At 48.8% G+C, this 11,450-nt stretch carries 11 protein-coding genes; 7 read left to right on the top strand and 4 right to left on the bottom strand.

Features of this window, described 5'->3' with window-relative positions; all coding sequences use genetic code 11:
* Positions 1-26: 26 nt before the first annotated feature.
* The 3 genes from ruvX to HMPREF3179_RS11470 are packed head-to-tail and all read right to left on the bottom strand — an operon-like array spanning position 27 to position 1,247.
* Positions 27-464: a Holliday junction resolvase RuvX gene (gene ruvX / locus HMPREF3179_RS11480; RefSeq protein WP_070471328.1), complete on the bottom strand. Its 438-nt coding sequence runs from the start codon at positions 462-464 to the stop codon at positions 27-29.
* Positions 465-467: 3 nt separating this feature from the next.
* The gene (locus HMPREF3179_RS11475) at positions 468-1,082 is read right to left on the bottom strand and encodes a YqgE/AlgH family protein (protein ID WP_070471326.1); all 615 of its coding nucleotides are present in this window, start codon (positions 1,080-1,082) and stop codon (positions 468-470) included.
* On the bottom strand, positions 1,083-1,247 hold the full coding sequence (locus HMPREF3179_RS11470) for a rubredoxin (protein ID WP_026156731.1): 165 nt from the start codon (positions 1,245-1,247) through the stop codon (positions 1,083-1,085). It lies immediately after the preceding gene.
* A gap of 117 nt (positions 1,248-1,364) precedes the next feature.
* Between HMPREF3179_RS11470 and thiE the strand changes: the two genes are divergently transcribed.
* From thiE to proB, 7 genes are all read left to right on the top strand, one after another.
* Positions 1,365-2,030 (top strand): thiamine phosphate synthase, encoded by a 666-nt coding sequence (gene thiE, locus HMPREF3179_RS11465; RefSeq protein WP_018025579.1) that lies wholly within the window; start codon positions 1,365-1,367, stop codon positions 2,028-2,030.
* A gap of 26 nt (positions 2,031-2,056) precedes the next feature.
* Entirely contained in the window at positions 2,057-3,337 is a 1,281-nt protein-coding gene (hemL, locus tag HMPREF3179_RS11460; protein WP_036558163.1) for a glutamate-1-semialdehyde 2,1-aminomutase, read from the top strand.
* Positions 3,338-3,486: 149 nt separating this feature from the next.
* Positions 3,487-4,710 (top strand): bifunctional glutamate N-acetyltransferase/amino-acid acetyltransferase ArgJ, encoded by a 1,224-nt coding sequence (gene argJ / locus HMPREF3179_RS11455; protein WP_070471324.1) that lies wholly within the window; start codon positions 3,487-3,489, stop codon positions 4,708-4,710.
* 278 nt (positions 4,711-4,988) lie between these two features.
* Positions 4,989-5,300, top strand: coding sequence for a 50S ribosomal protein L21 (rplU, locus tag HMPREF3179_RS11450; RefSeq protein WP_018025576.1), 312 nt, complete (start codon positions 4,989-4,991; stop codon positions 5,298-5,300).
* A 33-nt stretch (positions 5,301-5,333) separates the two neighbouring features.
* On the top strand, positions 5,334-5,594 hold the full coding sequence (gene rpmA / locus HMPREF3179_RS11445; RefSeq protein ID WP_018025575.1) for a 50S ribosomal protein L27: 261 nt from the start codon (positions 5,334-5,336) through the stop codon (positions 5,592-5,594).
* Positions 5,595-5,789: 195 nt separating this feature from the next.
* A complete protein-coding gene (gene obgE / locus HMPREF3179_RS11440) occupies positions 5,790-7,052 on the top strand; it encodes a GTPase ObgE (protein WP_036558158.1) in 1,263 nt (420 codons plus the stop codon).
* Between the two features lie 105 nt (positions 7,053-7,157).
* The gene (gene proB, locus HMPREF3179_RS11435) at positions 7,158-8,294 is read left to right on the top strand and encodes a glutamate 5-kinase (protein WP_018025573.1); all 1,137 of its coding nucleotides are present in this window, start codon (positions 7,158-7,160) and stop codon (positions 8,292-8,294) included.
* 75 nt (positions 8,295-8,369) lie between these two features.
* Here the strand turns inward: proB and ppc are convergent, their stop codons facing one another.
* Complete coding sequence (ppc, locus tag HMPREF3179_RS11430) at positions 8,370-11,330, bottom strand: phosphoenolpyruvate carboxylase (RefSeq protein ID WP_081941495.1); 2,961 nt, start codon at positions 11,328-11,330, stop codon at positions 8,370-8,372.
* Positions 11,331-11,450: the final 120 nt, after the last annotated feature.

The raw sequence follows: 11,450 nt of genomic DNA, 5'->3' as shown, positions 1-11,450 counted from the left end.
ATCTAGTTAGCCCGCTATTTTATCACTTAAGAGGCGAGGACATCTAAATGTCGTTGTAAGATAACTGCAGCCGCCACTGCATCATCCTCAGTTGCAAAACGACGTGCTGACTTGGCATCAAACTGCTGATATTGGCGAATGAGATCTTGCGCTTCCATGCTGGAGTACTGCTCCTCAACCAAGACCACCGGCAAGCCATAACGACCATGTAATTGATTAGCAAAACGCCGCGCCCGCGCCGAGGCCTCCTGCTCCTCGCCCGCCAAGGTGAGTGGCAAACCCACCACTAGCTGATCGGGCTCCCACTCACTGAGCAAGGCCTCAATTTGCGCAAAGCGTTGCTGCTTCACTTCCGACTTAATAATGGCAAGCGGTCGCGCCTGCCGTATCAATGAATCACCAATCGCCACACCAATTTTTTTTAAGCCAAAATCAAAGGCTAAAAAACGTATTTCTTGCTTCATCACTTAGGCATGGCCCGCTTGTGTCGACAAATGACTAATATCAATGCCCAAACTGGCTAAGGCAGCCTGATAACAATCGTAGGGTGGTCGCTTAAAAATCAGATCATGGTCTGCCGGCACAGTTAACCAGACATTTTCTCTTAACTCGCGCTCTAACTGACCCTCATCCCAACCGGCATAACCAAAGCAAATAAACACATCCTCGGGGCCCTTGCCAAGTAAATAATCCTGCAACATATCGGAGGAATTACTGATTTGCAAAAGCTCATCCTTGTGGTTGGTCGTACCATCATCGTCAGCAGTTTTCAGCGGTGGATGTAATACAAAGCCACGCATCGGCTGCACCGGGCCACCAAAAAAAATGGTTTTATTGACATAATCGGCCGGCGCTTCCAACTCGAAACGCTCGACTAAATCACTTAACTCAATATCGGTGGCACGATTAACAATCACCCCACCCGCACCCTCGGGCGAATGCTCAAATAAATAAATCACCGTGCCGTTAAATAAATCGGAATCCACACCTGGCATGGCTAATAAAAACTGACCACTTAAGTCGGTAAAATGCTCAACATTGCGCTCGTCGCTTGATGAGTGTTGCTTATCAAAGCTTCCCATTTAAACCTCCACCATCTCAAAATCCACCTTGCGCGCTGCGCATTCGGGACAGATCCAATCATCGGGGATATCCTCCCAACGGGTACCGGGTGCAAGCCCCTCATCAGGGGCGCCTGTCGCTTCATCGTAGACCCAGCCACAAATCAAACACATCCAAGTTCTCATTTAAAACCAGCAAAAATTTATTAAGATAAAGACGCTATGTTCTAATTGTACTGTTAACATTCTAAACTGTTGACTGGAACGGCATATGTTGAGAGGAATTTTCCACTGGATTAAGCGATGACACAAGTAACTAAACGCTTTGCAAACGGTCTTTACGGGATTACGCCTGAGTGGCAGGATCACGCCAAACTGCTGCACGCCATTGAGGCTGCCTGCCGCGGTGGCATGCGGGTTTTACAATGGCGCCAAAAAAAGCTCAGCTATGCCGACTCCTTGGCGCTAGCGTTAGAGGCCAAAGCGATTTGTCACCAATATCAATGCCAATTTTTTGTCAATGACTCAGTGCAACTGGCCCTAGACTGTCGTGCCGATGGGGTACATATCGGTCGTGACGACGGCTCCGTCGAGGCGCTACGTAAAGCGTGCCAAGCACAGGGACAAAGCTTATTCATCGGCGTAAGTTGTTACAATGATATTAATTTAGCGCAGCAAGCGATTAAGGATCAGGTTGACTACTTAGCCTTTGGTGCGCTCTTCCCCTCCTCGGTCAAGCCCGAGGCAGTGGTTGCGTCGTTGGACTTATTTGCGGCAGCCAAAGCCGTGATGCAAGCGCATCAACTAGGGGCCACCGAGCGCCCGGCACTGGTCGGTATCGGCGGCATTGACTGCCATAATGCACGCTCTGTGGTTGAGGCTGGCGCAGATAGCATCGCCGTCATCAGCGGATTATTTGAGAGCGATGAGATTGAAGCAACGGCACGCTACCTTAGTAATTTATTTTAAATGTAAACTATTTAATAGGCATCTTCATGACAACAAATCAAGCTTTATTTGACCGCGCCTGCTTAACTATTCCTGGCGGCGTTAACTCACCTGTGCGTGCATTTAAATCCGTTGGCGGCACCCCGCGCTTTATTGCCAAAGCTGAGGGCGCTTATATGTGGGATGCCGAGGGTAATCGCTTTATCGATTATTTAGGCTCATGGGGTCCAGCCATTGTGGGGCACGCTCACCCCGAGGTGGTTGAAGCGGTACAAGAAGCGGCGGCACGTGGTCTATCCTATGGCGCTCCCACCGAAGCTGAAATTTTACTGGCTGAAAAGATCACCCAGTTGCTTGCCCCAGTGGAAAAAGTTCGCTTAGTCAGTTCCGGCACGGAAGCCACCATGAGTGCGATTCGTTTAGCTCGCGGTGCGACCAATCGCAACAAGATCATTAAATTCGAGGGCTGCTATCACGGTCACTCCGATAGTTTATTGGTAAAAGCTGGCTCTGGCCTACTGACCTTCGGCAACCCCTCTTCTGCCGGCGTACCGGAGGAGTTTGTTAAACACACCTTAGTGCTAGAGTTTAATAATTTAGACTCGGTACGTGCCGCTTTTGAAGCCCATCCAGAGGATATTGCTTGCATTATTGTAGAACCCTATGCTGGCAATATGAATTTAATCAAAGCTAAGGCCGGCTTTTTAGAGGGCTTGCGTAGTTTATGTGATGAGTACGGCGCCCTACTTATCTTTGATGAGGTCATGACTGGTTTCCGTGCCGGTCCTAGAGGAGTACAGGGTATTACTGGGATTATGCCCGATCTTATTACCCTAGGTAAGGTCATCGGCGGCGGGATGCCAGTGGGTGCCTTTGGTGGTCGTGCGGATATTATGGAGCACATTGCACCACTCGGCGCAGTGTACCAAGCAGGCACCCTATCCGGTAACCCAGTCTCAGTTGCCGCTGGTTTAAAAACACTCGAAATCATCACGCGTGACGGCTTCTATGAGCAACTGACTGCGCAAATGGAAAAGATGATCACTGGCTTAGTCGAGGAAGCGAAAAAGGCTGGCGTCACCTTTAGTGCAGATTTTGCAGGCGGCATGTTTGGCCTCTACTTTACGGAAAAGGTGCCGACCAACTTTGCCGAAGTATCCGCCAGCGATCAGGATGCCTTTAATCAGTTCTTCCACCATATGCTAGCGCACGGCGTACACCTTGCTCCCTCAGGTTTTGAGGCAGGCTTTATCTCCGCCGCGCATAATGACGAGGTCATCGAAGAAACGCTACAAGCCGCTCGCGCCAGTTTCCAAAAGCTCGCTTAACAAGCAGCCCTCCTAGTAAAAACCCTAGATTTTTTTACTCAAAATCCTCCACCATAAAAGTGGAGGATTAAACTAAGTTACAATGAATGGATTCAGGGGCACCTACTTCGGGTGAACCGAAATTTGTTGTGAGTTTTATGGGAAGTTAAATGGCTGTTAATTTTCATATCCCCAGTCCAGAAGCTATCCATGCAGTACCAGGTGTTGAGATTGGTATTGCATCTGCGGGTATCAAAAAAGCTGGTAAACGCGACTTAACCGTTTTTAAATTCACTCCGGGCACCACGGTTGCTGGTGTGTTTACACGCAATCGCTTTCGTGCGGCACCGGTACTGATTTGCGAATCACGTCTACGCTGCGATAAAGAAATTCGTGCTCTACTGATTAATACGGGCAACGCAAATGCCGGCACCGGTAGTGAGGGTATGGATCGTGCCTTGCAAACATGCCAAGCCTTAGCCAAAGAGCTGGGTCTTGATCAGCACCAGATATTGCCATTCTCCACCGGTGTGATTTTAGAGCCACTACCTCAGGACAAGATCATCGCCGCTATCCCAGCCGCCGTGTCCGATCTGAATAAGCACAACTGGCTACCGGCCGCTTCCAGTATTATGACCACCGACACGGTCCCTAAGATCAGCTCCAAGCAACTTGAAATTAACGGTCGTATCGTCACCGTTACTGGTATTTCCAAGGGCGCAGGGATGATTCGCCCAAATATGGCAACCATGCTGTCCTTTATTGGCACGGATGCCGAGGTTGAGTGTCATTTATTAAAGCAAATCACCACCGAGGTGACGGATAAGTCGTTTAACCGCATCACCATTGATGGTGATACCTCCACCAATGACTCCTTTATTATTGCGGCAACGGGACAAAGTGGTATTGAGATCACCAAAGAAAGTGAGCATTATCAACGTTTTGTTGAGGCCTTAACCGAGATTGCCATCGATCTGGCCCAAAAAATTGTGCGTGATGCCGAGGGTGCGACCAAGTTTATTACGGTTCAGGTCGAGTCCGCCAAAGACCAGGAGGAAGCCTTAAAAGTGGCTTACTCCATCGCACAATCCCCCTTGGTCAAAACCGCTTTTTTTGCCAGTGACCCGAATTTAGGTCGAATCCTGGCGGCCATTGGCTATGCCGATATTGCTGATTTAGACACCTCCACGATCAATTTATGGTTGGGCGATGTGTTGGTAGCCAGCAATGGCGGGCGCCATCCGGACTATGTTGAGGCAGATGGTGATCGTGTGATGCGAGAGCCTGAGATCGTCGTACGGGTAGCCTTAAATCGCGGTGAAGCCAGCGAAACGGTCTATACCTGCGACTTCTCCTACGATTATGTAAAAATTAATGCGGAGTACCGCACCTAAGCAAGCAAATATGTTTGCGCAACATCCACGGCGGCGCCCCTTGCTTAAGGGAGCGCCGTTTTTTACATAGTAAGCGACAAAGCGTACGTCAAACACCACAAAAAAGCACAAAATCCTGCTAAATCATTGACAGATAAGTGGTTTTATGGGAAAATTTGCAGCTTAGCTCAAACTTTTCTGGTAGATCCAGTGATTCTACAGAGCCTCGATGTACTGACATTAGGCATAGAGCTAAGACTATCAGTTTATTAATCAATTTATTTTGAGGTTAAGTCACAATGTATGCGGTCATAAAAACCGGCGGCAAGCAGTATCGCGTGAGCCCCGGCCAAAAACTTAAGGTAGAACAGATACCTGCAGACATCGGGCAAGAAATCTCTTTAGACCAGGTACTATCCGTTGGCGAAGGTGAATCACTCAAAGTGGGTTCTCCTTTAGTTGAGGGTGCTACTGTTACAGCTAAAGTTCTTGCGCACGGTCGTCACGATAAAGTTAAAATTTTCAAGATGCGTCGTCGTAAGCACTACAGAAAGACTCAAGGGCATCGTCAAAATTTCACCGAGATCGAAATCTCAGCGGTTAATGCTTAATTAGCTTATTCGCTTTTTTTACAGGAGTAAATCATGGCAACCAAAAAAGGTGGCGGTAGTACGCGAAACGGCCGCGACTCACAGGCGAAACGCCTAGGTGTTAAAGTATTCGGTGGTCAAACAGTTCCGGCTGGTTCTATTATTGTTCGTCAACGCGGTACTCGCTTTCATGCAGGTGACGGCGTAGGTATGGGCAAGGACCACACGCTCTATGCCTTAGTGGATGGACAGGTTCAGTTCACTAGCAAAGGCGCTTTGAAAAAGCCAACTGTACAAGTCATCGCTGCTGAGTAGTTTTAAGCTCAACTAGCCTTAGCTTTACACAGCTTTTACACAGTGATAACGCCGTTTACTTTTAACGTAAGCGGCGTTTTTTATTGTGATTAACATCACACCGTGCATAACGCCTCCAGCCTATCAACACAAGCACTGCAATACGCTACACTATAAGCAGCAGCTATTTTTTATAATTACACCACAATCATTACGATGAAATTTGTAGATGAAGTTACGATTGAAGTCATTGCCGGTAAAGGTGGTAATGGCTCAGCCAGTTTTAGACGCGAAAAGTTTATCCCCAAAGGCGGGCCAGATGGGGGCGATGGCGGCCGCGGCGGCAGCATTTTTGCCTTGGCGGATCGCAATCTTAATACCCTAATCGATTACCGCTATGCCCGTTTGCACCGTGCCAAAAACGGTGAAAACGGTCGTGGCTCGGATCAATACGGCGCCGGTGCCGATGATATTATTTTAAAGGTACCCGTGGGCACCGTAATTTATGATGCAGAAACCGGTGAGCAGCTATTTGACTTGGATCGGCATGGCGAGAAAGTCACGCTAGCGCAAGGCGGTGCCGGCGGTTTGGGTAACTTACACTTTAAATCGAGCACTAATCGTGCACCACGGCAGTTCACCTACGGTAAGCCGGGCGAGCATAAGCACTTACGGATGGAGCTTAAGGTCTTAGCGGATGTGGGCTTACTCGGTTTACCTAATGCTGGTAAATCCTCTTTTATTGCCAAAGCCTCGAATGCCAAGCCCAAGATCGCTGATTATCCCTTTACCACACTGTATCCTAATCTCGGTATGGTGCGTACCTCCGCCTCTCGTAGCTTTGTCATTGCCGATATTCCAGGCTTAATTGAGGGCGCTTCTGAGGGTGCTGGCTTAGGTCATTTATTCCTCCGTCATTTAGCCAGAACACGAGTATTACTGCATATTGTCGATATTTACACGATGGACCCCGATATTGATCCGGTGGCCAAAGTGGCGGCTGATATTGAGGCGATTGCTGCTGAATTAAAGCTCTATGATGAGGCGCTGTATCACAAACCACGCTGGTTAGTGTTAAATAAAGCCGATATGGTTGAAGATGCCGAGCAATTCAAACAAGCACTGTGTCAACACATCGGCTGGGAAGGTCCGGTATTTACCATTTCTGCCTTAAGCGGTGAAGGTACAGAGCAGCTAATCTATGCACTCCAGGATTTTGTAGATGAGGTCAAGGCCGCTGAAAACTACGCTGCCGATAAGGCTGCCGGTGTGCTGACGCATGATGACCCACGCTTTGATCCAAACCGTCAGGCGGCAGAAGCTTTAGAAGACGATCCTCGTTTTAGTAACGTTGCAGAGCAAAACGCTAGCAAGCTTGAGCCACGCTACGATCCGCATTCGCCCGCCTATGATCCACGCCTAGACCCTAATCATCCGCTCTATGATCCGCGCATTGATCCCGATGATCCTAATGCCTAAGTAGCGCGTTGGTGCATGGAAAAATGATAAGATAGCAGGCTTAAGTAGATTTTTCTTAAGCCTGTTGTCACTTAAGCAACCCTAATGTAGAACGTCTTATTCCCCATGTCAGAACTTCATCAAACCGCCTTAGTTAAAGATGCCAAACGAGTTGTCATCAAAATCGGCTCCTCGCTCCTAACGAATAATGGCAAGGGCATCGATAGCCGAGAAATTGCCCGTTGGGCCGCCCAAATTGCGCATCTGCATCAAGCTGGGCAACAGGTGATACTGGTTTCCAGCGGCGCCATTGCCGAAGGGATGGCGCGTCTAGGGTGGGCTCAGCGACCTAAGCTAGTGAATCAATTGCAGGCAGCCGCCGCAGTCGGTCAAATCGCCCTAGCCCAAGCCTATGAGACGGCCTTTAATGAATACGGCATCCAAACCGCACAAGTCCTCTTAACGCATGAGGATTTAGCGGACAGACACCGCTATTTAAACGCTCGTTCAGCGCTTAATACCCTATTAGAATTAAACGTGATCCCTATTATTAATGAAAATGACACGGTGATTACCAAGGAAATTCGCCTGGGTGATAATGACACGCTGGGTGCCTTGGTGGCGAATTTACTTGAAGCTGAGGTCTATGTGATTTTGACCGACCAAGAGGGTCTCTATGACAGTGACCCGCGTAAAAATAGCAATGCCCAGTTTATTCACCGTGCCGAAGCGGGTGATCCAGCCCTTGAAAAAATGGCCGGTGGTGCTGGTACGCACGTGGGTACCGGCGGCATGCTGACCAAGGTACTGGCAGCCAAGCGCGCGGCTCGTAGCGGCGCCCATACCATTATTGCCAGCGGCCATGTGGACAATCTACTCCCGCGCTTAATGCAGGGCGAGTCCATTGGCACCGAGCTATTAGCTAAAATCCCCATCCTCTCAGCACGTAAGCAATGGCTGGCAGCGCATTTACATGTGAGTGGCTATTTGGTGCTAGATGAGGGTGCCATTCAAGCCCTGACCCGCCAGGGTAAAAGCCTGCTACCTATCGGTATCACCGAGGTACGGGGCGACTTCGGACGGGGCGACCTCGTGGCCTGTATCGATCAGGAGGGTAATGAATACGCCCGTGGTCTGGTTAGTTACAGTGCAGAAGATGCGCGGAAGATTATTGGTAAGCCGAGTTCACAGATTGAAAGCATTCTGGGTGCGGTGACCGCCACCGATATGATTCACCGCGACCATATGATTATTCATCACTAACTAGCTTCACAGCTCAGCTACAGCTCAATCAAGGCGCCCACAGGCGGCGGGCGCCTTCTAAAGCACACGCTTCAATCAACCCGTATTGCGTAAACCAGTGGCAATGCCATTAATCGTCATCAACACCGAACGGGCAATACTACCACGCTCGGCGGCGCTCTCAGCCGTATCCTCGCCCACTTCACGCAAACGATGTAGTAGCTTCACTTGCAGATAGTTCAAAGGATCGACGTAAAGAAAACGCTCCTGTAAAGCATTTTTAAGATTGGTATTATCAGCCAATAAATCGTGCTGCACTACCTCTTTAAAATAGCTTAAGGTTAAAGCGAGCTCTTTTTCTATCTGGCTAAATACCGCCTCTCGTAGTGCCTTATCCTGCACCAAGGTGCTGTACTGACGACCGATGGCGATATCGGTTTTGGCCAAGACCATTTCCATATTAGATAAGAGGGTATTAAAGAAAGGCCATTCCTGCGCCATGTTACGCAATAGTTGCAGTCGTTCTGCGCGCGACCATGCCCGATAGTCATGCCCCTCCGCATCTACCATCCCCTCTTCAATAAAGGCTTGTAGTGCCGTACCCATACCGTACCAACCTGGAATCATTAAACGACACTGTGCCCATGAGAAGGTCCATGGTATCGCACGCAAGTCCTCAATCCGGTGCCCAGCCTTACGGGAGGCGGGACGAGAGCCGATATTTAACTCGGCAATTTGACGCACGGTGGTACTCTCAACAAAGTAGTTTGCAAAGCCCTCGGTGCCATAAACTAGCTCACGATAGGCTTTTTCCGAGCACGTGGACATAAACTGCACCACCGCATGATAACCTCGCTCTGCGCAAGCCTTTGCATCTAAGGCGCAGGCCTCCTCACCAGTTTGCGCCGCGTTTTTACTTAATAAACTGGCTTGCAAGGTGGCAGTCACAATCTGCTCCAAGTTCCACAAACCGGTTTGAGGTGTTTTATACTTAAACTGAATCACCTCACCCTGTTCGGTTAGGCGAATCTTACCCTGCACAGTACCTGCTGGTTGCGCCAAAATCGCTTCATAAGTTGGACCACCACCACGACCGACAGAACCGCCGCGACCATGAAACAAGCGTATGGCCACACCATGCTTTTTAAAGACCTCTACCAAGGCTAATTCCGTTTCATAGAGCGACCAGTTGGAGGTTAAATAACCACCGTCTTTATTGCTGTCGGAATAACCTAGCATCACCTCTTGTATGCCGCCCTGCGACTCCATAATGCGCTGCTTGACCCATGGAATGGAAAGCCATTGGTCCATAATCTTTGCGCCCGCTTGTAGATCAGGAATGGTTTCAAAAAGCGGTACTACAATTAAGCCTTCATTGGCCTTAAAAGGGAGCAACTCGCCCTGAGCATCCATGGCCACAGGCAATAAACCGGTTTCTTGCTGTAATAACAAGAGCTCAAGCATATCGCTGAGCGTCTCGGTATGGGAGACAATGCTTTGGGTAATGGCACGATAGCCGTACTGCTGACGAATCGCCGCTGCGGTTCGCAAAATCTCTAATTCACGCTCGGTCTCTTCGCTATATTCCTGCCAAGCAGCCACTAAAGGACGAATCTCCGCTAATTCCTTAAGTAAAAGCTCGCACTTTTGCTCCTCACTCAACTCGCTATAAATGAGCTTTTTACCGTTAAACCGCACCCCGGCACGCAAAAACACCTCTTCTAACACACGTTCATGCACATCGGAGCTTTGACGCAAGTCAATGGTGGCCAAGTGAAAGCCAAAGACATTGACCGCATAAATTAAATTTTTTAAACGCAGATCGGTTACCCGCGCCGCATGATAGGTATTTAAGGAATTGGCGACGATAGTTAAATCATGCAAAAACTCCTCGGCACTTTCATAGACACGCCCAAACTCTGCCTGCGCTAGGCTAATTTGCCCATTGCTCAGGCGCTTAGCCGTTGCTGCCAAACGCGCATACATACCAATCATGGCTCGACGATAGGGTTCATCCTCACGATGCGGTGAGCGGTCATGGCTACGTTCAGCCAATTCACGCAACTCCTCCGAGGCTGGGGCAAAGGCTTCACTTAAGGACAACTCAGTACCCAAGGCATGTACTTCGGCTAAATAATGATTAAAAATTGTTGCCGCCTGCTTGGAAATCGCCATTTTTAAGGTATCGGCATTGACAAAGGGATTACCGTCACGGTCACCACCGATCCAAGAGCCCATGCTCAAAAAGCGCGCAACCTTTGTGCTATCAACCTTAACATCCTTGCTCAGGTACTTATACATCTTGCTGTAAAGCTGTGGTATCACCTGCAGGAAAGTGGAGTTATAAAAATTCAGCGCATTATCAATTTCATCGGCAACGGTCAGCTTATCAAAGCGCAGCATACGCGTATACCACAACAATTGAATCTGCCCCAAAATACGCTCCGCAATAGCTTCCTTTTGGCGCGGCTCATCAATAAGATGATACTCACGTAGGGAGTCGGAAATGACTTGATGACGATCCAAGATACTTTTACGCTGTACCTCCGTAGGGTGTGCGGTCAGTACCGGTACAATATTTAATTCATCCAAATAATCATAAACCGTCTGGCTTGATACGCCGGCCTCATTTAAACGCGCTAAGGTCACGCTTAAACCATGCATATTGGGTCTATCCACTTGGTGGTCCAAATGGTCCAAACGCCGCTGCAATCTATCCTCGGCAATATTGGATAAGTGCATAAAATAGCTAAAGGCACGACTTAAGGACTTTAACTCCTGATCGCTTTTTTGATTGATTTCATCAATCAAGGACTGCATGACTTCCTGCTTTTTCGCCTCATCGCCCGTCTGCTCAACCACCGTTCGACGTACACTCACGGCTTGACGGCGCAGATTCTCAATCTGCTCAAATAAAGCTTGACCCTCGGATTCCTGAATACTTAAACCTAATAGGCGCCCCAAGAAACGAATATCATTTTGCAGCTCCTGATATAAGATCTCGCTTGACTGCTTGGCGCCCTCATGCTGTGTCTGAATTTCCTGTTGTGCAAGCATGCTACGCTACTCCTAATTGATTTTTCATCTAAACGAAAAAAAGAGCGATACACCCATGCGGTGACCGCTCCCTAGCCTACGCTAATCCTCAAAAACCAAGCTTCAAGGCCTTGATTAAGG

It is taken from the genome of Oligella sp. HMSC09E12 (genome assembly GCF_001808505.1).
In the GTDB taxonomy this organism is placed as follows: Bacteria; Pseudomonadota; Gammaproteobacteria; order Burkholderiales; family Burkholderiaceae_B; genus Oligella; species Oligella urethralis.
This window is presented reverse-complemented; position numbering and strand designations above follow the sequence as displayed.

Excerpts from the sequence above, each read along its gene's own strand:
- ruvX (WP_070471328.1), bottom strand. The coding sequence starts at position 464 with ATGAAGCAAGAAATACGTTTTTTAGCCTTTGATTTTGGCTTAAAAAAA.
- HMPREF3179_RS11475 (WP_070471326.1), bottom strand. The coding sequence starts at position 1,082 with ATGGGAAGCTTTGATAAGCAACACTCATCAAGCGACGAGCGCAATGTT.
- HMPREF3179_RS11470 (WP_026156731.1), bottom strand. The coding sequence starts at position 1,247 with ATGAGAACTTGGATGTGTTTGATTTGTGGCTGGGTCTACGATGAAGCG.
- thiE (WP_018025579.1), top strand. The coding sequence starts at position 1,365 with ATGACACAAGTAACTAAACGCTTTGCAAACGGTCTTTACGGGATTACG.
- hemL (WP_036558163.1), top strand. The coding sequence starts at position 2,057 with ATGACAACAAATCAAGCTTTATTTGACCGCGCCTGCTTAACTATTCCT.
- argJ (WP_070471324.1), top strand. The coding sequence starts at position 3,487 with ATGGCTGTTAATTTTCATATCCCCAGTCCAGAAGCTATCCATGCAGTA.
- rplU (WP_018025576.1), top strand. The coding sequence starts at position 4,989 with ATGTATGCGGTCATAAAAACCGGCGGCAAGCAGTATCGCGTGAGCCCC.
- rpmA (WP_018025575.1), top strand. The coding sequence starts at position 5,334 with ATGGCAACCAAAAAAGGTGGCGGTAGTACGCGAAACGGCCGCGACTCA.
- obgE (WP_036558158.1), top strand. The coding sequence starts at position 5,790 with ATGAAATTTGTAGATGAAGTTACGATTGAAGTCATTGCCGGTAAAGGT.
- proB (WP_018025573.1), top strand. The coding sequence starts at position 7,158 with ATGTCAGAACTTCATCAAACCGCCTTAGTTAAAGATGCCAAACGAGTT.
- ppc (WP_081941495.1), bottom strand. The coding sequence starts at position 11,330 with ATGCTTGCACAACAGGAAATTCAGACACAGCATGAGGGCGCCAAGCAG.